This window comes from Pseudomonas asplenii, from assembly GCF_001293465.1.
GTDB classification, from domain to species: domain Bacteria; phylum Pseudomonadota; class Gammaproteobacteria; order Pseudomonadales; family Pseudomonadaceae; genus Aquipseudomonas; species Aquipseudomonas fuscovaginae_B.
In genome coordinates this window covers 356,372-374,607 of the sequence record NZ_JSYZ01000003.1, presented here as the reverse complement: position 1 = coordinate 374,607, position 18,236 = coordinate 356,372, and the positions used below count along the sequence as shown (strand labels likewise).

Sequence of the window (18,236 nt, the reverse complement as noted above, 5' to 3'; positions counted from 1 at the left end):
ATTCCATTCAATCGAAGGAAACGGCCGACAGATGTCTCACCGAAAACATGAATAATAGCCATATGACATCTATTCGGTTGTCCGTCTGTAAATTTTATCGTGCAAAATGTAGCCAATTGTTTGCTACAAGCCCGCCACACCGGGATAATGCGCGCCACTCGGCCACAGCGCCACGCCAAGGTGGGTATCGCTCCAAGCATCCAGCCGCAGCGTTTCAAGGAAGCCCGCAGGGGCGGGAAGACACTCAGTGATCAACTTCAATATCGCTCAATGGCGCGCCTGGGCCCCGAGCCTCGAAAGCGTGTCCGACTGGCAGGCCTGGAGCCGCCAGCCTACGGTGCCAGCCGCGAGCGATGCGGCTCCCGATGTGTCGTTCCTGCCGGCCATGCAGCGCCGTCGTCTCAGCCGCCTGGCACGCATGGCGTTCAGCGTCGGCTGGCCACTGGCCGAGGGCCATGAGGCACTGCCCCTGGTATTCATTTCCCGCCACGGCGAAACCCCGCGCACGCTGGAAATCCTCAGCGACCTGGCCGCCGACCAGCCGCTCTCGCCCACCCAGTTCAGCCTCTCGGTGCATAACGCCATTATCGGCCTGTGGTCGATCATGCGCGGTGAAACCAGCGAAATGACCGCCCTGGCCGCCAATGGCGACGGTCTCGAGCACGGCATGCTGGAAGCCGCGGCGCTGCTCGCCGAGGGCGCGCCGGCGGTGCTGCTGGTGATCACCGAGGAACAGCCGCCCGAGGCCTACAGCCGCTGGATCGACGACGTGCCGTTCCCCTATGCCGTCGGCCTGCTGCTGACACCGGGCGATGACTGGCAGTTGTCCCTCGGGCGCTGCGAAGACCAGGGCACCCGCGCCGAATGGCCCCATGCGCTGAACCTGGTACGAACCCTGCTCGGATCGCAAACCGCTTGCCAACACACATGGAAGACCCGTGCATGGAACTGGCAACGCCGAGCATGACCAGGCCCCGCGACGCCTATTACTGGCGCCTGCTGGCCACCGCCATCAGCTTTGCCCTGTTCGGCCTGGGCGGCCTGTGCCTGCGCCTGGTGATCTTCCCCCTGCTCGCCTGCCTGCCCGGCGACGCGCAACGCCAGCGCGAGCGGGCCAGACGCACGGTGAGCCGGCTGTTCTGGCTGTTCATCCGCTTCATGGCCCGCAGCGGTGTGCTGACCTATGAGGTCGAAGGCGCGGATCGGCTCGGGCGTCCCGGCCAGATGATCATCGCCAACCACCCGTCGCTGATCGACGTGGTGTTCCTCATCGGCCTGGTGCGCAACGCCAACTGCGTGGTCAAGCAGAGCCTCTGGCAAAACCCGTTCACCCGCGGGCCGGTGCGCTCCACCGAATACATCAGCAACGACGGCAGCATGGAGATGCTCGATACCGCCGTCGGTGCCCTGCAGGGTGGCCAGACCCTGATCATCTTCCCCGAAGGCACCCGGACCTCGCCCGGCACGGCACCGGCCTTTCATCGCGGCGCCGCCGCAATCGCCCTGCGCGGTGCGAGAATCATCACCCCTGTGGTGATCGAGGTCAGCCCCACCACCCTGACCAAGGCCGAACCCTGGTATCGCATCCCGCACCGCCGGGTGCACTTCAGTTTTCGTGTCGGGGCCGATATAGACCCACAGACCTTCGCCAGCCAGGGCCCCGCGCCCCAGGCTTCGCGCAAGCTCAACGATTTTCTGCATCATTACTTCATTAAGGAGCTCGCCACAGATGAGCGATCCAACAAGCGCCCTGCACCTTGAAATCAAGGAGCTGATCATCGAAGCCCTCGGCCTCGAAGACATCAGCGCCCAGGACATCGGCAACGAGCAGACGCTGTTCGGCGAAGGCCTGGGCCTGGACTCGGTGGACGCCCTCGAACTCGGCCTGGCCATCCAGAAACGCTACGGCATCAAGATCGACGCCGACGCCAAGGACACCCGTGACCATTTTTCCAGCGTGGCCAGCCTTGCGGCTTTCGTCACGGCAAAACAGGCAGCGTGAGACACCACCATGCAAACCCGTGAAGACATCTTCAATACCCTGCGCGATGCCCTGGTCGAACTGTTCGAACTCGAACCCGAGCGCGTCACCCTGGACAGCAACCTGTACCAGGACCTGGAAATCGACAGCATCGACGCCGTGGACCTGATCGATCACATCAAGCGCCAGACCGGCAAGAAGATCGCCGCCGAGGAATTCAAGGCGGTGCGCACCGTCAACGATGTGGTCGAGGCGGTATTCCGGCTGGTCCAGCCGGCCGCATGAGCCGACTGATCGGCCTGGGCCTGCTGCTGGCGGGCCTGCTGTACCCCTTCGCGGTGTATTTCGGCATGGAACATTTCGCCCCCTGGCAGTTCGGGCTGTTGCTCGGCAGCCTGTGGCTGGCCCGTGCCCTGACCGGCGAACGCAAACCCGGCGGCTTGTGGATGGCGCTGTGCGCCATCGCCTTCTGCGGTTTGCTGGGACTGTTGAACAGCCCGTCGCTGCTGCGCTGGTACCCGGTGCTGATCAGCGGCTTCATGCTCGGCCTGTTCGGCCTGAGCCTGAAGTTCGGCCCACCGGTGGCCGAACGCCTGGCGCGCCTGAGCGAGCCGGAACTGCCGGAAGTGGCAATCCGCTATACCCGCCGGGTAACCCAGGTCTGGAGCCTGTTCTTTCTCTGTAACGGCCTGCTCGCCGCCGCCCTGACCCTCTGGGCACCGCTGAGCTGGTGGACGTTGTACAACGGCCTGATCGCCTATGGCCTGATGGGTCTGCTGTTTGCCATTGAATGGCTGATACGACAACGCGTAAGAGGCCGCGCATGAATTGGATAAACCTTGAGCAGTTGTTGCTCGGGATGCACGCCGGACGTGCCGTGACAATCGATCCGCCGCTGGACCACGCCCAGTTCAGCCAACGTGCCCTGCGCCTGGCCGCCGGCTTGCGCGAACGGAACGTGCAACGCCTGGCGCTGCACCTGGAAGATGCCGGGGAACTGGCTGTCGCCCTGTTCGGTGCCTGGCGCGCCGGCGTGGCCGTGCTGCTGTTGCCTGACCTGCAGGACCAGACCCGCCAACGCTGGGCAACCCAGGTCGACCTGTGGCTGATCGATAGCACCGACCTCGCCTACCTGCAGGCCCAGCCACTGGAGTCGGCGGCGCTGGATCTCGACCTGTGCCGCCTGAGCCTGTGCACCTCCGGCTCCAGCGGCGAGCCCAAGCTCATCGAAAAGAGCCTGCGCCATTTGGCCAACGAAGTGCTGGCCCTGGAGCAGTTGTGGGGTGCCGAGCTCGGCCAGGCCTGCATCATCGGCAGCGTCGCGGCCCAGCACATTTACGGCCTGCTGTTCCGCGTACTCTGGCCACTGTGCGCCGGCCGCACCTTCGTGCGCCGGCAACTGGCGTTCCCCGAGGACCTGCAACGCAGCAGCCGCGAGCACCCGCAGTTCGCCTGGGTTGCCAGCCCGGCGCTGCTCAAGCGCATGGGCGACAACCTCGACTGGCCGGCGCTGAGCGCGGTGCGCCGAGTGTTCTCTTCGGGCGGCGCACTGCCGCAAGAGGCTGCCGACAGCCTGCGGCAACGCCTGGGGCAATGGCCGACGGAAATCCTCGGCAGTTCGGAAACCGGCGGCATCGCCTGGCGCCAGGGCGATCGACTGTGGCGCCCGTTCGCCGATGTCCGCCTCAGCCAGGATGCCGATGGCGCCTTGCAGGTCGCCTCGCCGTACCTGCCGGTTGGTCATGTCGAACAGACCGCGGACGCGGCACGCTTCGAGGCCGATGGCCGCTTCGAACTGCTCGGCCGGCTCGACCGCATCGTCAAGCTGGAAGAAAAACGCATCTCCCTGCCAATGCTCGAACAGGCCCTGCTCGAACACCCCTGGGTCGCCGAGGCGCGGCTGGGGGTGGTGCAGGAAAATCGCGCCTATCTCGGCGCCCTGCTGGTGCTCTCCGCCAAGGGCCTGCACACCCTACGCAACCAGGGCCGGCGCGCCTTGACCGAGGCCCTGCGCCAACACCTGCTCAAGCACTGTGAAGCCCTGGCACTGCCACGGCGCTGGCGGTTGCTGCGGCAGATGCCGCTCAACGCCCAGGGCAAGCTGCCGCAGGCCGAGGTCCAGGCCCTGTTGCAGGCGCCACGGCCCAAATCGCCGGAAGTGCTCGGGCAAAGCGAAACCGACGGCGAATGGCTGCTGCAACTGGCCGTTCCGCCGGACCTGGCCTACTTCAGCGGGCACTTCCCGGTTACGCCGGTACTGCCCGGCGTGGTCCAGGTGGACTGGGCCCTGGAACTGAGTCGCGAACGGCTTGAGCTGCCAGCGAAATTCGCCGGCATGGAAGTGCTGAAGTTCCAGCAACTGGTACGCCCGGGCGACCAGATCGAGCTGAGCCTGCGCTTCGACCAGGCACGCGGCAAGCTCTACTTCGCCTTCCGCAACGGCGAGGCAGCCTGCTCCAGCGGGCGCATCGTGCTGGAGACGGCGCATGCATAAGCCGTGTGCGGTGATTCCGGTGTACAACCACGAGACGGCCGTGCCGGCGGTGGTCGCGGCCCTGCTGGCCGCCGGCCTGCCCTGCGTGCTGGTGGACGATGCCAGCAGCCCGGCCTGCGCCGCGGTGCTGGAGCGTCTGGCCGAGGGCGAGAACACCTTCCTGGTCAAGCTGCCGATCAACCAGGGCAAGGGCGGCGCGGTGATGGCCGGCCTGCGCGAGGCTTCGCGGCGCGGCTTCAGCCATGCCCTGCAGGTGGACGCCGACGGTCAGCATGACCTGCAGGATGTCGCGACCTTTCTCGACACGTCCCGCAGCCATCCCGAAGCGCTGATCTGCGGCTATCCGCAGTACGACGAAAGCGTACCCAAGGGCCGTCTCTATGCCCGCTACCTGACCCACGTCTGGGTATGGATCAATAGCCTGTCGCTGCAGATTCCCGACTCCATGTGCGGCTTCCGGGTCTACCCGCTGCCACCGGTGCTGGCCCTGATCGACAGCGCGCGGATCGGCAAGCGCATGGACTTCGACCCGGAAATCCTCGTGCGCCTGGCCTGGCGCAACCAGCCGATGCGCTGGTTGCCGACCCGGGTCCACTACCCGCAGGACGGCCTGTCGCACTTCCGCCTGTTCCATGACAACGCGCTGATTTCCGGCATGCACACGCGGCTGTTCTTCGGCATGCTGCTGCGCCTGCCGAGCATCCTCTGGCAACGGTGGCGGGCATGAGCGATACGCAGAAACACTGGGCCGACCACCAGGAGCGCGGCAGCTTCTGGCTGATGAAGCTCACCGCCTTCGGCGTCCGGGTGCTCGGCCGCCGGCTGCTCAGCCCGGTGCTGCACGGCATCGTCCTGTACTTCTTCCTGTTCGGCCGCAGTGCCCGGCATAGCGCCTGGCAATACCAGCAGCGCCTGGCGGCGTGGAGCGGCCGGAGCGTCCTGCTGCCGACCCGGATGAAGGTCTTCCGCCAGTTCATGGCCTTCGCCGATGCGCTGCTGGACAAGCTCGACGTGTGGAACGGCAAGCTGAGCATCGAGCAGATCGAGATCATCGACCCGGCCCGGCTGCGCGACCAACTGCGCGGCGAGCGTGGGCAGATGCTGGTCGGTGCCCACCTGGGCAACCTGGAAGTCTGCCGTGCCCTGGCAGAACTGGGCGAAAAGGTCACCATGAACGTGCTGGTACACACCAAGCACGCCGAGCGTTTCAATCGCCTGCTGGGCGAGGCCGGCGCCACCAACCTGCGGCTGATCCAGGTCAGCGAGCTGGACCCGGCGATCATGCTGCAACTGAGCCAGCGCCTGGACCGTGGCGAGTGGCTGGCGATTGCCGGTGACCGCGTCCCCCTGCACGGCGGGCGCAATGTGCGGGTGGACTTCCTCGGTCACCCGGCGGCTTTCCCCCAGGGGCCCTGGCTGCTGGCCGGCCTGCTGAAATGCCCGGTCAACCTGCTGTTCTGCCTGAAGCTTGGGGGCCGCTACCACATCACCCTCGAACCCTTCGCCGAAGCCGTGCAATGGAAGCGTGGCGACCGCGAGCAGGTCATCGCCCAATGGACCGCCCGCTATGCCGAGCGCCTGGGCCAGTACTGCCTGCAAGCGCCCCAACAATGGTTCAATTTCTACCCCTTCTGGAAGACCGATGACAACGCACCCGCTTGAGCCGGTAACCTTCGGCGAACTCCCGCTGCGCATCGAAGACGTGCTGGCACTGGCCAACCGTCAGGTGCCGACGCAACTGCAAAACGACCCGGCCTACCGCCAGCGCATCGCCAAGGGCGCGCAGTTCCTTGACTCGCTGCTGGACAAGGAAGGCGTGATCTATGGCGTCACCACCGGCTACGGCGACTCCTGCGTGGTCGCGGTGCCGCTGCAGCACGTCGAGGCGCTGCCGCGTCATCTCTACACCTTCCACGGCTGTGGCCTGGGCAAGCTGCTTGATCCGCAGGCCACCCGCGCCGTGCTCGCCGCCCGCCTGCAGTCGCTGTGCCACGGGGTTTCCGGGGTACGGGTGGAGCTGCTGGAGCGCCTGCAGGCGTTTCTCGACCAGGACATCCTGCCGCTGATTCCCGAGGAAGGTTCGGTGGGCGCCAGCGGTGACCTGACGCCACTGTCCTATGTGGCCGCGACCTTGTCCGGCGAGCGCGAAGTACTGTTGCGTGGCGAGCGCCGCCTGGCCAGCGACGTGCATCGCGAACTGGGCTGGGACCCGCTGGTCCTGCGGCCCAAGGAAGCCCTGGCACTGATGAACGGCACCGCGGTGATGACCGGTCTGGCCTGCCTGGCGTTCGCCCGCGCCGACTACCTGTTGCGCCTGGCGACCCGCATCACCGCGCTGAACGTCGTCGCGCTGCAGGGCAACCCGGAGCACTTCGACGAGCGCCTGTTCGCCGCCAAGCCGCATCCGGGGCAGATGCAGGTCGCCACCTGGCTGCGCCAGGACCTGGCGATCGACGCGCCGACCGCGCCGCTGCATCGCCTGCAGGACCGCTACTCGCTGCGCTGCGCACCGCATGTGCTCGGCGTGCTGGCCGACAGCCTGGGCTGGCTGCGCGGCTTCATCGAGACCGAACTGAACAGCGCCAACGACAACCCGATCATCGACGCCGAGCAAGAGCGCGTCCTGCATGGTGGACACTTCTACGGTGGGCACATCGCCTTCGCCATGGACAGCCTGAAGAACCTGGTGGCCAACGTCGCCGACCTGCTGGACCGCCAGCTCGCCCTGCTGGTGGACGTGCGCTACAACCACGGCCTGCCGAGCAACCTGTCCGGCTCCGGCAGCGAGCGTGCCATGCTCAACCACGGCTTCAAGGCCGTGCAGATCGGTGCCAGCGCCTGGACCGCCGAGGCGCTGAAAAACACCCTGCCGGCGAGCGTGTTTTCCCGTTCAACCGAATGCCACAACCAGGATAAGGTCAGCATGGGTACCATCGCCGCCCGCGACGCAATCCGCGTGCTGGAGCTGACCGAGCAGGTCGCCGCCGCCACCCTGCTGGCCGCCAACCAGGGTGTCTGGCTGCGCAGCCGGGAAGCCGAGGCCCGCCCACTGCCGCCGGCACTGGCCGCCATGCACGAAGAACTGGCCCGGGACTTCCCGCCACTGATCGAGGATCGCGCCCTGGAAAGCGAACTGCGCCTGTGCCTGCAACGCATCGGCGAACAACACTGGAGGCTGCATGCGTAGTCGTGGCGTGCTGCACGTCGATACGGAGATCCTCGTGCCGTTCTTCGACGTCGATACCATGCACGTGGTCTGGCACGGCCACTACGTGAAGTACCTGGAAGTCGCCCGCTGCGCGCTGCTGGACCATATCGGCCACAACTACGTGCAGATGCGCGAGTCCGGCTACGCCTGGCCGGTGATCGACCTGCAACTGCGCTACGTGCGCGGCGCGGTGTTCGGCCAGAAGATCAACGTGCGGGCCGACCTGGTGGAATGGGAGAACCGCCTGAAGGTGAACTACCTGATCACCGACCTCGCCAGCGGCGAGCGCCTGACCCGTGCCAGCACGGTGCAGGTCGCGGTACACATCGAGAGCCGCGAAATGCAGCTGGCTTCACCCAGGGTCTTCGTCGACGCGGTCGAAAAGGTGCTTGCATGAATATCCTGAAGTACCTGCCCTGCGGGAGCGTGCGAGGCTGGCTGCTGTTGTTGTGCCTGGTGCTTTGCGCAAAGGCCGCGGCCTTCGACCTGCAACAGTTGAGCGAGCAGTTGGCCAAGCCCTCGGTGATCCACGGCAGCTTCACTCAGGAAAAACACCTGCGCGCCCTGCCGCAGCCGCTGACCAGCAAGGGCACCTTCGTCCTCGCCAGGGACCATGGCCTGCTGTGGCTGCTCAAGACCCCGCTGCAACAGGACTACCGCATCACCGCCAAGGGCATCGCGAGACGCGACGCCAGCGGCTGGCAGATGGTCCCGAACAAGAGCGCCGGGGCCGAGCAGAACCGCCTGTTCATGGCCGTGCTGCAAGGTGACAGCAGCGGCCTGCAGCGCGACTTCGAACTGCAACTGCAAGGCCAGGCGAACGACTGGAAGCTGACCCTGACGCCACGCTCGGTGCTGCTCAAGCAGATCTTCACCCGCATCAATATCGATGGCGGCGCCCTGGTGCAACGTATCGAACTGCTGGAAACACAGGGCGACAGCACCGTCCTGCGCATGCAGGACAGCACTGCGAGCCAACCCCTGAGCGAAGCGGAGCAGCATGACTTTGCCGAGTGAACGCCTGCTGCCGCGCCTGTTTCTGATCCTGCTGCTGGCCGTGCTCGCCCTCGCCGGCTGGCAGTGGCGGCACAGTGCACCGCTGTCGGCGAACCTGATGGAACTGGTGCCGGGCTCCTCGCCCGATGCGCTGGAGCTCAAGGCCGAACAGCGCATGCAGGAACCGCTGAACCGGGAAATGCTGGTGCTGGTCGGCCACGCCGATCGCCAGCAAGCCATCGCCATGGCCCGCCAGTTGGGTGAGCGCTGGCAAGCCAGCGGCCTGTTCGAAAAGGTTCAGTGGGATCTGCAGGCCGACCTGCCGGCCCTGCGCGAGCAACTGCTACGGGGCCGCCTGGCGATGCTCTCGGCGAAAGACCGCCGGCAGTTGATCGATGACCCGGCGGCGTTCATCCAGCAGCGGGTGCAAACCCTGTTCGATCCGTTCGCCGGCTTCAGCCTGGTGCCAAGCGAGAACGACTGGCTCGGCTTGACCGGGCGCATCCAGAACAGCCAGCCACAGCGTGGCGCGGTGCAGCTGGACATCGGCAGCGGTGCCCTGGTCGCCGATGCCGATGGCAAGAGCTGGGTGCTGCTGCGGGCCCGGACCACCGGCAACGCCTTCGACATGAAGCTGCCGTTGCAAGTGGCCGAACTGCTCAAGCAGAGCCGCGAGCAGGCGAGCCAGAACGATGTGCAATTGCTGGCCGCCAGCGGCCTGCTGTACGCCGCCAGTGGCCAGCAGCAGGCGACCCGGGAAATCACCTGGGTCGGCGGCGGCGCCACGCTGGGCATCCTGCTGCTGTTGCTGCTGGCGTTCCGCCGCTGGCGCGTGCTGCTGGCGTTCGTGCCAGTGCTGGTGGGCATGCTGTTCGGTGCCGTGGCCTGCGTGGCCTTCTTCGGCCGCATGCACGTGATGACCCTGGTGCTGGGTTCCAGCCTGATCGGCGTCGCGGTGGATTATCCGCTGCACTACCTGTCCAAGAGCTGGAGCCTCAAGCCCTGGCACAGCTGGCCGGCCCTGCGCATGACCCTCTGTGGCCTGAGCCTGAGCCTGGTGACCAGTTGCATCGGCTACCTGGCCCTGGCCTGGACCCCCTTCCCGGCGCTGACCCAGATCGCGGTGTTCTCCGCCGCCGGCCTGCTCGGCGCCTACCTGACCGCGGTGTGCCTGCTGCCGGCATTGCTCAAGGGTGCCGACCTGCGCCCGGCCCAGTGGCCGCTCAAGGTCTGCGAGGCGCTGCTGGCGCTGCGCGAGAAGCTCTTGCAGAAACTCGGCAGCCCCGTGCTGCTGGGCCTGCTGATGTTGTTCTGTGCCGCCGGCCTGTGGCAACTGGGCACGAAAAACGACATCCGCCAGTGGGTCGGCGCACCACCCCAATTGCAGGCCGAGGCCCAGGCCATTGCACGGATCACCGGCTACCAGCCGACCAGCCAGTTCTTCCTCGTCCGCGCCGCCGACCAGCAGCAGTTGCTGGAGCGCCAGACGGCCCTGGCCAAGCGCCTCGGGCAACTGGTGAGCCTGGACAAGCTGCAGGGCTACCTGTCGCTGAACCAACTGGTCAGCCTGCCCAGCGAGCAACAGCGCCTGCGTGATTCGCTCCAGCAACTGCCACGGTACTGGCAGCCGCTGCTCGACCTCGGCGTCCCGCTGGCGGCCCTTCAGAAGGAGCTGGCCGAACTCCAGGCCCTGCCGGTCGAGGATATCGACAGTGCCCTCGCCGGCCCCCTTGGCGAACCCTGGCGGGTGCTCTGGCTCGGCCCCTACGCCGACGGCGTGGCCGGCATGGTCAGCCTGCAGGGCCTGAACAACGCCGAGCTGCTGCGCATCCAGGCGATGGACCTGCCAGGCGTGCAACTGGTGGATCGCCTCGGCGACCTGAACAAGGTGTTCGCCGCCACGCAGATCAGCGCGGCGGAACTGAAACTGGCTTCCTGCGTGCTGATCGTGCTGTTGCTGATCCTGCCGTTCGGCCTCGGCGGCGCGTTGCGTATCGTCGCCCTGCCGCTGCTGGCGGCGCTGTGCAGCCTGGCCAGCCTTGGCTGGCTGGGGCAACCGCTGACCCTGTTCAGCCTGTTCGGCCTGCTGCTGGTCACGGCCATCAGCGTCGATTACGCCATCCTCATGCGCGAACGGATCGGCGGTGCGGCGGTCAGCCTGCTGGGCACCCTGCTGGCGGCGCTGACCACCTGGCTGTCGTTCGGCCTGCTGGCGATTTCCAGTACGCCGGCGGTGAGCAACTTCGGCCTGTCGGTCAGCCTCGGCCTGGCCTTCAGCTTCCTGCTCGCCCCCTGGGCCGGGCAGCAGTATCATGCGACCACGGACAAGGAAAGCGCATCATGTTGATCCTGCTGTTCTGGGGCATGGCGCTGGCCGCATTCGCCGTGGCGACCCGCATCGGCCGCCGGTTCGGCCTGGTGCCGATCGTCAGCCAGTTGCTGCTGGCGACATTCGGCCTGCCGCTGCTGATGCTGTTCTGGATCGAGCCGCACTGGCAGTTGAGCGGCGCCGCGCTGGTCGCTCCCGACTGGCTCAGGATCGTCTACGGTTGCGCCTTCGCACTGGTGCTGGGGAGCATCCTCGGCGATGTGATCGAACTGAAGATGGACCGCGACAGCCTGAAGATCGCCCTGCCGAGCTTCGGCGTACCATTCGCCTGCGGGCTGGCCTGCGCCGTCTGGCTGCTGCCGGAACAGCACTGGCTCAATACCCTGGCGATCGGCCTGGTGTTCGCCATCACCGCGATCCCGGTGCTGTACCTCTATCTCAAGCACATCGGCTACCCGCCCGGCGCCACCCGGCGCCTGGTGCAGGCCGCGATCCTGATCGACCTGGCCTGCTGGACCCTGTTCGGCCTGGCCCAGGGCAGCCTGCACCTGGGCAGCCTGTTGCTGCCGCTGGGCGGGGCCCTGTTGCCACTGCTCCTGTACGGCTGCCGGATTCGCCAGCCGCTGGTCCACAGCCTGGGCTTCTTCGCGCTGCTGGTGCTGGCCGAGCACTTCAAGCTCAACGCGCTGATCCTCGGCATCGGCTACCTGTTCTGCATGGCCTGGCTCAGGGTGCCGCTGGTACCGCCGCTGAAGGCCACGTGGATGGAGCGCCTGCACACCGGCCTGGCGATTCCGCTGATCCTCACCTTCGGCATCGTGCAGATCAACGTGCACAGCGCCCTGGGCAGCCTGAGCCTGGTGCAGTTCGTCGCGCTGCTGGTGGTCCCGGTCGCCAGCAAGCTGCTGGGCAACTGGCTGGGCCTGGGCTGGGCCGGCAGTTCCTTTCCCGGTGCCAGCCGCTGGAAGGAAAGCCTGCTGCTCAACATTCGCGGCTTGAGCGAGATCGTTTTCCTCAACCTGCTCCTGCAACAACAACTGATCAGCCCGGCGCTGTACTTCGCGCTTATGCTGATGGGCCTGCTCGCCACCCTGCTGCCGGCGTTGGCGGGCCTGAACCGAATTCCCTTGAATAGCGCCGAGACCGGCAAGGAGCCCGTGTGCCAATGACTGAAATGGAACGCCGTGAGGTGCTGGTGATCGGCGCCGGCCCCTCCGGTGCGATTGCCGCCGCCCTGCTCAAGCGCAATGGTCACGATGTACTGATCGTCGAGCGCCAGCACTTCCCGCGTTTTTCCATTGGCGAGAGCCTGCTGTCCCACTGCCTGGACTTCGTCGAGGAAGCCGGGATGCTCGACGCCGTCAATGCCGCCGGCTTCCAGCTGAAGAACGGCGCGGCCTTCGCCTGGGGCGAGCGCTACAGCGCCTTCGACTTCGGCAAGACCTTCAGCAACGGCAAGCCGACCACCTTCCAGGTGCAGCGGGCCGACTTCGACAAGCTGCTGGCGGATCAGGCCGCCCTGCAGGGCGTGGAAATCCGCTATGGCGAGGAAATCGTCGGGGCCGATTTCGAGCGGCCGCAGCCACAGTTGCAGGTCCGTCGCGAAGACGGCAGCGAATATCGGCTCGAAGCCCGTTTCGTTCTCGATGCCAGCGGCTACGGACGCGTGCTGCCGCGCCTGCTGGACCTGGAGGCACCCTCGGGCTTTCCGGTGCGCCAGGCAGTGTTCACCCACATCGAGGACCGCATCGACCATCCCGGCTTCGAGCGGGAGAAGATCCTCATCACCACCCACCCGGAAAAGCGCGACATCTGGTTCTGGACCATCCCGTTCAGCAACGGCCGCTGCTCCCTCGGCGTGGTGGCCGATGCCAGCCACTTCGCCGGCCGCGACGACGACCTGGATGCCTGCCTGAAAGGTTTCGTCGCCGAGACGCCGAGCCTGCAGCGCGTACTGCAGAACGCCGAGTGGGACACCCCGGCACGGGCCATCGGCGGCTACTCGGCCAACGTCAAGAGCCTGCACGGCCCGGGCTACGCGCTGCTGGGCAACGCGGCGGAGTTCCTCGACCCGGTGTTCTCCTCCGGCGTGACCATCGCCATGCGCTCGGCCAGCATGGCCGCCGGCCTGCTGCATCGGCAGTTGCAGGGCGAAAGCGTCGACTGGCAGAGCCAGTTCGCCGAGCCGCTGAAACGCGGGGTCGACACGTTCCGTTGCTACGTCGAAGGCTGGTACGCCGGGACCTTCCAGGATGTCATCTACCATCCCGGCAGCTCGGAGGAGATCCGCGCCATGATCAGCTCGATCCTCGCCGGCTATGCCTGGGACGAGCGCAACCCCTTTGTCAGTGAGCCCAAGCGCCGGCTGCGGATGCTCTCGGAAATCTGTGCGAGCACCCCGGCATGAGCAATCAGTACCTGAGCGACACCTACGTCGAGGAAACCCGTTTCGGCTTCTGGTTCCTGCGCAGCCACACCTGGCAGCACCATGTGCTGCGCGTGGCGATCAACGACCTGCGACGGCTGTTCAGCGAGGAGCTGCCGAAAAACCCGGTGCTGCTCGATGCCGGCTGCGGCCAGGGCAAGTCCTTCCAGTACCTGCAGCAGGTGTTCGCCCCGCAACGGCTGATCGGCCTCGATGCCGACCCGCACAGCCTGCAACTGGCCGCCGAGGAAGCCCGGCGGCGCACTATCGATATCGAACTGATCGGCAGCGACTGTGCGACCCTGGACGTGGCCTCCGAGAGCGTCGATATCCTGTTCTGCCACCAGACCTTCCACCACCTGGTCCAGCAGGACCGGGCCCTGGCCGAGTTCCATCGGGTGCTCAAGCCGGGCGGCTACCTGCTGTTCGCCGAGTCCACCGAGGCCTACATCGACACCTGGGTGATCCGCTGGCTGTTCCGCCATCCGATGCATGTGCAGAAAAGCGCCGCGCAGTACCTGGACATGATTCGCGACCAGGGCTTCGAGTTCGCCGAGCAGAACGTCTCGTACCCCTACCTGTGGTGGAGCCGGGCCAAGGACTTCGGCCTGCTCGAACGCCTGCGCCTGAAGAGCCCGCCGCCCTTCGGCCAGCGCGAGGAAACCCTGGTCAACGTGGTTGCCCGCAAACCCCTGGCAGGTCGTGACGAATGATACGTGCACTGTTGCTGGGCTGCTTCCTGCTGCTGGGCGCCTGCGCCAGCCGCCTGCCGCTGCCCACACACACACCGACCCTGGCCCTGCCGCTGCAACTGCTGGTCGAGCGCCAGCAGGACGGCCTGCGCCAGGACTGGCTGCTGGTGATCCAGCGCGAGGCCGGTGGCCTGCGCTGGTCGCTGATGGACCCGCTGGGTATCCCCCTGGCGCGCCAGCTCCTGCAAGACGGTGACTGGCACGCCGACGGCCTGCTGCCACCCAACCCGCAGGCCCGCGAACTGTTCGCCGCACTGCTGTTCGCACTGACGCCGCAGGCCGAGCTGGCGGACAATTATCCGACGGCCCGCCAGCAGGCCGGGCAGCGGGCACTGGGCGAGCAGTGGCGGGTCAGTTATCGCCAGCCGTTGTTCTTCCGTCTCGACCTGCCGCAAGGTCTGCACTACAGCATCAGCCCGTTGAACGAGAGCGCGCCATGACCGCCTACCTGAATGCCCTCGGCCTGATCTGCGCCCTGGGCCGCGACAAGCAGGAAGTCGCACGCAACCTGTTCGCCGGCGACTGCGCAGGGGTTCGCGCCGAAACCGGCTGGGTCCCGGAACGCGCCTTGCCGGTCGCGGCCGTGCGCGGCGAACTGGTGGCCTTGCCCAGTGAACTGAGCGACCAGCACAGCCGCAACAACCAGTTGCTGATGGAGGCCACCCTGCAGATCGCCGAGCCGATCCGGCAGGCCATCGCCACCTATGGCCGCGAGCGCATCGGCATCGTCCTGGGCACCAGCACCTCCGGCATCGACGAAGCCAGCCGCGGTATCGCCAGCTATCTGCGTGACCAGCAGTTCCCTGCCGACTACGACTACCGGCAACAGGAACTCGGTGCCCCGGCCAGTTTCCTCGCCGACTGGCTGCAACTGGACGGCCCGGCCTATGTGATCTCCACCGCCTGCACCTCCAGCGCCCGCGCCCTGATGAGTGCCCAGCGCCTGCTCGACCTGGGCCTGTGCGACGCCGTGCTGTGCGGCGGTGTCGACAGCCTGTGCAAACTGACCCTCAACGGTTTCAGTGCACTGGAGGCGGTGTCGGAGCGACGCTGCAACCCGTTCTCGGTGAACCGCAACGGCATCAATATCGGCGAAGCCGCCGTGCTGTTCCTGATGACCCGCCAGGCCAGCGAGACGCATTCGATCGCCCTGCTCGGTGCCGGCGCCAGTTGCGACGCCTACCACATTTCCGCACCGGAGCCGGCCGGCAAGGGTGCCAGGCAAGCCATGAGCAAGGCGCTGCGCCAGGCCGGCCTGCAACCGCAGGAGATCGCCTACCTGAACCTGCACGGCACCGCGACCCAGCACAACGATGCCATGGAAAGCCTGGCGGTGGCCGGCCTTTTCCCCGGCAAGCTGCCCTGCTCCTCGACCAAGCCCATGACCGGCCACACCCTCGGTGCCGCCGGGGCGCTGGAGGCGGCGTTCTGCTGGCTGAGCCTGAGCGCCGAGAACCCGCAGGGTGCCCTGCCGCCGCACATCTGGGACGGCCAGCCCGACCCGGCGTTGCCGGCGCTGCACTGGGCCGGCCCACAGGACCGGCTCGACCCCACGACCCCACGCCGGCTGATGAGCAACTCGTTTGCCTTCGGCGGCAACAACGTCAGCCTGATTATCGGAGACGCCCCATGATCGATTGGCCGCTCGCCGAATTGCTGCCCCACGCCGCAGACATGATCCTCATCGATCAGGTCCTGGCCTTCGATGAAGAGCAGATTCACACCCGTCTCACCGTGCGCCCCGGTGGCCTGTTCAACCGGGAGGACGGCAGCCTGCCGGCCTGGGTCGGCATCGAACTGATGGCCCAGAGCGTGGCCGCCTATGCCGGCTGCCGTGCCCGCAGCGAGGGTCGTCCGGTGGAACTGGGGTTCCTGCTCGGTACCCGCAAGTTCGAATGCAACGTCGAACAGTTCCCCCAGGGCAGCGAACTGACCATCCATGCCCAGCGCTCCCTGGAGGACGACAACGGCATGGGAGTATTCGAATGCCACCTCAGTGGTCCGGCCATCCAGGCCTCGGCGCGCCTGAACGTGTTCCGTCCGCCCCAGGCCACCGACTATCTCAACGAATCACAGGAATCCAGCCATGACTGAATCCATTCTGGTTACCGGCTCCAGCCGTGGCATCGGCCGTGCTATCGCCCTGCGCCTGGCCCAGGCCGGTTATGACCTGGTGCTGCATTGCCGCAGCGGTCGCGCCGAGGCGGACGCCGTGCAGGCCGAAATCCAGGCCCTGGGCCGCAACGCCCGGGTGCTGCAGTTCGACGTGTCCGAGCGGGAAACCTGCCGGGCGATTCTCGAAGCCGACGTCGAGGCCCACGGTGCCTACTATGGCGTGGTGCTCAACGCCGGCCTGACCCGCGACGGCGCCTTCCCGGCCCTCTCGGACGATGACTGGGACCAGGTGCTGCGCACCAACCTCGACGGTTTCTATAATGTGCTGCACCCGCTGATGATGCCGATGATCCGCCGCCGCGCGCCGGGTCGGGTGGTCTGCATCACCTCGGTCTCCGGGCTGATCGGCAACCGTGGCCAAGTCAACTACAGCGCCTCGAAAGCCGGCCTGATCGGCGCGGCCAAAGCCCTGGCGATCGAGTTGGGCAAGCGCAGGATCACCGTCAACTGCGTGGCCCCGGGGCTGATCGACACCGCCATGCTCGATGAAAATGTCCCGGTCGAAGAACTGCTGAAGATGATCCCCGCGCAGCGCATGGGCACCCCGGAAGAAGTCGCCGGTGCGGTGAACTTCCTCATGTCCGCGGAAGCTGCCTATATCACCCGGCAGGTTCTGGCCGTCAACGGAGGCCTGTGCTGATGAAACGCGTCGTCGTCACCGGCATGGCCGGCATCACCTCGCTGGGCAGCGACTGGGCCAGTATCGAGGCCAACTTCCGCGCCGGCCGCAGCGGTATCCGGCGCATGGACGAATGGAACCGCTTCAGCGAACTCAATACGCGCCTGGCCGGACCGGTGGATGACTACGCGGTGCCGTCCCACTGGACCCGCAAGCAGTTGCGCAGCATGGGCCGGGTCTCGCGCTTCGCCGTCGGTGCCGCCGAAATGGCCCTGGCCGACGCCGGCCTGCTCGGCAACGAAATCATTCGCGATGGGCGCATGGGCGTGGCCTGCGGTTCGTCCACCGGCAGCACCGACGAGATCAAGGCCTTCGGCATGATGCTGATCAACTCGGTGGCCGAGGGACTCAACGCCAACTCCTACGTGCGCATGATGCCCCACACCACCGCAGCCAACATCAGCATCTTCTTCGGCCTCACAGGCCGCCTGATCCCCACCTCCAGCGCCTGCACCAGCGGCAGCCAGGGCATCGGCTATGCCTATGAGGCGATCAAGTTCGGTCGCCTGCCGATGATGCTCGCCGGCGGCGCGGAAGAACTGTGCGCCACCGAAGCCATGGTGTTCGATGCGCTCTACGCCACCAGCCTGAAGAACGATGCCCCGCACACCAGCCCACGTCCCTACGACAGCGGCCGCGACGGCCTGGTGATCGGCGAGGGGGGCGGCATGCTGGTGCTCGAGGAGTTGGAACATGCCCTGGCGCGCGGCGCGCATATCCATGCGGAAATCGTCGGTTTCGGCAGCAATGCCGACGGCCAGCACGCGACCCGTCCGGAACAGGCCACCATGCGCCGGGCCATGGAACTGGCGCTGGAGGACGCCGGGCTCGCCCCGGAGGCCATCGGCTATGTGAACGGCCACGGCACCGCCACCGAACAGGGCGATATCGCCGAGACGCTGGCGACCCAGAGCCTGTTCGGCAGCCGCATGCCCATCAGTTCGCAAAAGAGCTTCCTCGGCCACACCCTCGGCGCCTGTGGCGCGCTGGAGTCCTGGTTCAGCATCGAGATGATGAACCGCGACAGCTACGTGCACACCCTCAACCTCGACCAGGTCGACCCGCAATGCGCCGAGCTGGACTACCTGCGCGGCGAGTTCCGGCAGATGAGCAACGAGTACGTGATGAACAACAACTTCGCCTTCGGCGGCGTGAACACCTCGCTGGTGTTCCGTCGCTGGTCCTGATTCTTACCCC

At 66.5% G+C, this 18,236-nt stretch carries 20 protein-coding genes; all 20 read left to right on the top strand.

Annotated elements, in window-relative coordinates:
* Positions 1-247: 247 nt before the first annotated feature.
* From PF66_RS05640 to PF66_RS05545, 20 genes are read left to right on the top strand one after another with little or no spacing between them, the layout of a single operon-like run.
* Positions 248-967, top strand: a complete 720-nt coding sequence (locus PF66_RS05640; RefSeq protein ID WP_054060675.1) for a beta-ketoacyl synthase chain length factor — start codon at positions 248-250, stop codon at positions 965-967.
* Positions 943-1,761, top strand: a complete 819-nt coding sequence (locus PF66_RS05635; RefSeq protein ID WP_054060674.1) for a lysophospholipid acyltransferase family protein — start codon at positions 943-945, stop codon at positions 1,759-1,761. Before PF66_RS05640 ends, PF66_RS05635 begins: the two co-directional genes overlap by 25 nt.
* Positions 1,730-2,002, top strand: a complete 273-nt coding sequence (locus tag PF66_RS05630) for a phosphopantetheine-binding protein (RefSeq protein WP_017903727.1) — start codon at positions 1,730-1,732, stop codon at positions 2,000-2,002. Before PF66_RS05635 ends, PF66_RS05630 begins: the two co-directional genes overlap by 32 nt.
* A 9-nt stretch (positions 2,003-2,011) precedes the next feature.
* Positions 2,012-2,266: an acyl carrier protein gene (locus PF66_RS05625; protein ID WP_054060673.1), complete on the top strand. Its 255-nt coding sequence runs from the start codon at positions 2,012-2,014 to the stop codon at positions 2,264-2,266.
* Positions 2,263-2,808, top strand: coding sequence for a hypothetical protein (locus tag PF66_RS05620; protein ID WP_054060672.1), 546 nt, complete (start codon positions 2,263-2,265; stop codon positions 2,806-2,808). The genes PF66_RS05625 and PF66_RS05620 overlap by 4 nt, the downstream gene beginning before the upstream one ends.
* Positions 2,805-4,475, top strand: coding sequence for an AMP-binding protein (locus PF66_RS05615; protein WP_054062098.1), 1,671 nt, complete (start codon positions 2,805-2,807; stop codon positions 4,473-4,475). The genes PF66_RS05620 and PF66_RS05615 overlap by 4 nt, the downstream gene beginning before the upstream one ends.
* Positions 4,468-5,202, top strand: a complete 735-nt coding sequence (locus PF66_RS05610; protein ID WP_054062097.1) for a glycosyltransferase family 2 protein — start codon at positions 4,468-4,470, stop codon at positions 5,200-5,202. Before PF66_RS05615 ends, PF66_RS05610 begins: the two co-directional genes overlap by 8 nt.
* Positions 5,199-6,137 (top strand): glycosyl transferase, encoded by a 939-nt coding sequence (locus PF66_RS05605; protein WP_054062096.1) that lies wholly within the window; start codon positions 5,199-5,201, stop codon positions 6,135-6,137. The genes PF66_RS05610 and PF66_RS05605 overlap by 4 nt, the downstream gene beginning before the upstream one ends.
* On the top strand, positions 6,118-7,662 hold the full coding sequence (locus PF66_RS05600; RefSeq protein ID WP_054062095.1) for an HAL/PAL/TAL family ammonia-lyase: 1,545 nt from the start codon (positions 6,118-6,120) through the stop codon (positions 7,660-7,662). Before PF66_RS05605 ends, PF66_RS05600 begins: the two co-directional genes overlap by 20 nt.
* Positions 7,655-8,080: an acyl-CoA thioesterase gene (locus tag PF66_RS05595; protein WP_054060931.1), complete on the top strand. Its 426-nt coding sequence runs from the start codon at positions 7,655-7,657 to the stop codon at positions 8,078-8,080. The genes PF66_RS05600 and PF66_RS05595 overlap by 8 nt, the downstream gene beginning before the upstream one ends.
* Entirely contained in the window at positions 8,077-8,700 is a 624-nt protein-coding gene (locus tag PF66_RS05590; protein ID WP_054060930.1) for an outer membrane lipoprotein carrier protein LolA, read from the top strand. The genes PF66_RS05595 and PF66_RS05590 overlap by 4 nt, the downstream gene beginning before the upstream one ends.
* Positions 8,684-11,026, top strand: a complete 2,343-nt coding sequence (locus PF66_RS05585) for an MMPL family transporter (RefSeq protein WP_054062094.1) — start codon at positions 8,684-8,686, stop codon at positions 11,024-11,026. Before PF66_RS05590 ends, PF66_RS05585 begins: the two co-directional genes overlap by 17 nt.
* Positions 11,020-12,177 carry a hypothetical protein gene (locus PF66_RS05580; RefSeq protein ID WP_054062093.1) on the top strand — a complete coding sequence of 386 codons (1,158 nt, stop codon included), beginning with the start codon at positions 11,020-11,022 and terminating at the stop codon, positions 12,175-12,177. Before PF66_RS05585 ends, PF66_RS05580 begins: the two co-directional genes overlap by 7 nt.
* Complete coding sequence (locus PF66_RS05575) at positions 12,174-13,415, top strand: NAD(P)/FAD-dependent oxidoreductase (protein ID WP_054060927.1); 1,242 nt, start codon at positions 12,174-12,176, stop codon at positions 13,413-13,415. The genes PF66_RS05580 and PF66_RS05575 overlap by 4 nt, the downstream gene beginning before the upstream one ends.
* Complete coding sequence (locus PF66_RS05570; protein ID WP_054062092.1) at positions 13,412-14,146, top strand: class I SAM-dependent methyltransferase; 735 nt, start codon at positions 13,412-13,414, stop codon at positions 14,144-14,146. Before PF66_RS05575 ends, PF66_RS05570 begins: the two co-directional genes overlap by 4 nt.
* On the top strand, positions 14,143-14,625 hold the full coding sequence (locus PF66_RS05565; RefSeq protein ID WP_054062091.1) for a DUF3261 domain-containing protein: 483 nt from the start codon (positions 14,143-14,145) through the stop codon (positions 14,623-14,625). Before PF66_RS05570 ends, PF66_RS05565 begins: the two co-directional genes overlap by 4 nt.
* Positions 14,622-15,818: a beta-ketoacyl-[acyl-carrier-protein] synthase family protein gene (locus PF66_RS05560; RefSeq protein ID WP_054062090.1), complete on the top strand. Its 1,197-nt coding sequence runs from the start codon at positions 14,622-14,624 to the stop codon at positions 15,816-15,818. The genes PF66_RS05565 and PF66_RS05560 overlap by 4 nt, the downstream gene beginning before the upstream one ends.
* Positions 15,815-16,279, top strand: a complete 465-nt coding sequence (locus PF66_RS05555; RefSeq protein ID WP_054060923.1) for a hotdog family protein — start codon at positions 15,815-15,817, stop codon at positions 16,277-16,279. Before PF66_RS05560 ends, PF66_RS05555 begins: the two co-directional genes overlap by 4 nt.
* Positions 16,272-17,000 carry a 3-oxoacyl-ACP reductase FabG gene (fabG, locus tag PF66_RS05550; RefSeq protein WP_054062089.1) on the top strand — a complete coding sequence of 243 codons (729 nt, stop codon included), beginning with the start codon at positions 16,272-16,274 and terminating at the stop codon, positions 16,998-17,000. Before PF66_RS05555 ends, fabG begins: the two co-directional genes overlap by 8 nt.
* Entirely contained in the window at positions 17,000-18,226 is a 1,227-nt protein-coding gene (locus PF66_RS05545) for a beta-ketoacyl-ACP synthase (protein WP_017903710.1), read from the top strand. Before fabG ends, PF66_RS05545 begins: the two co-directional genes overlap by 1 nt.
* Positions 18,227-18,236 lie beyond the last annotated feature (10 nt).

Coding starts and splice junctions, on each gene's coding strand:
- PF66_RS05635 (WP_054060674.1), top strand. CDS start 943: ATGGAACTGGCAACGCCGAGCATGACCAGGCCCCGCGACGCCTATTAC.
- PF66_RS05630 (WP_017903727.1), top strand. CDS start 1,730: ATGAGCGATCCAACAAGCGCCCTGCACCTTGAAATCAAGGAGCTGATC.
- PF66_RS05625 (WP_054060673.1), top strand. CDS start 2,012: ATGCAAACCCGTGAAGACATCTTCAATACCCTGCGCGATGCCCTGGTC.
- PF66_RS05620 (WP_054060672.1), top strand. CDS start 2,263: ATGAGCCGACTGATCGGCCTGGGCCTGCTGCTGGCGGGCCTGCTGTAC.
- PF66_RS05615 (WP_054062098.1), top strand. CDS start 2,805: ATGAATTGGATAAACCTTGAGCAGTTGTTGCTCGGGATGCACGCCGGA.
- PF66_RS05610 (WP_054062097.1), top strand. CDS start 4,468: ATGCATAAGCCGTGTGCGGTGATTCCGGTGTACAACCACGAGACGGCC.
- PF66_RS05605 (WP_054062096.1), top strand. CDS start 5,199: ATGAGCGATACGCAGAAACACTGGGCCGACCACCAGGAGCGCGGCAGC.
- PF66_RS05600 (WP_054062095.1), top strand. CDS start 6,118: ATGACAACGCACCCGCTTGAGCCGGTAACCTTCGGCGAACTCCCGCTG.
- PF66_RS05595 (WP_054060931.1), top strand. CDS start 7,655: ATGCGTAGTCGTGGCGTGCTGCACGTCGATACGGAGATCCTCGTGCCG.
- PF66_RS05590 (WP_054060930.1), top strand. CDS start 8,077: ATGAATATCCTGAAGTACCTGCCCTGCGGGAGCGTGCGAGGCTGGCTG.
- PF66_RS05585 (WP_054062094.1), top strand. CDS start 8,684: ATGACTTTGCCGAGTGAACGCCTGCTGCCGCGCCTGTTTCTGATCCTG.
- PF66_RS05580 (WP_054062093.1), top strand. CDS start 11,020: ATGTTGATCCTGCTGTTCTGGGGCATGGCGCTGGCCGCATTCGCCGTG.
- PF66_RS05575 (WP_054060927.1), top strand. CDS start 12,174: ATGACTGAAATGGAACGCCGTGAGGTGCTGGTGATCGGCGCCGGCCCC.
- PF66_RS05570 (WP_054062092.1), top strand. CDS start 13,412: ATGAGCAATCAGTACCTGAGCGACACCTACGTCGAGGAAACCCGTTTC.
- PF66_RS05565 (WP_054062091.1), top strand. CDS start 14,143: ATGATACGTGCACTGTTGCTGGGCTGCTTCCTGCTGCTGGGCGCCTGC.
- PF66_RS05560 (WP_054062090.1), top strand. CDS start 14,622: ATGACCGCCTACCTGAATGCCCTCGGCCTGATCTGCGCCCTGGGCCGC.
- PF66_RS05555 (WP_054060923.1), top strand. CDS start 15,815: ATGATCGATTGGCCGCTCGCCGAATTGCTGCCCCACGCCGCAGACATG.
- fabG (WP_054062089.1), top strand. CDS start 16,272: ATGACTGAATCCATTCTGGTTACCGGCTCCAGCCGTGGCATCGGCCGT.
- PF66_RS05545 (WP_017903710.1), top strand. CDS start 17,000: ATGAAACGCGTCGTCGTCACCGGCATGGCCGGCATCACCTCGCTGGGC.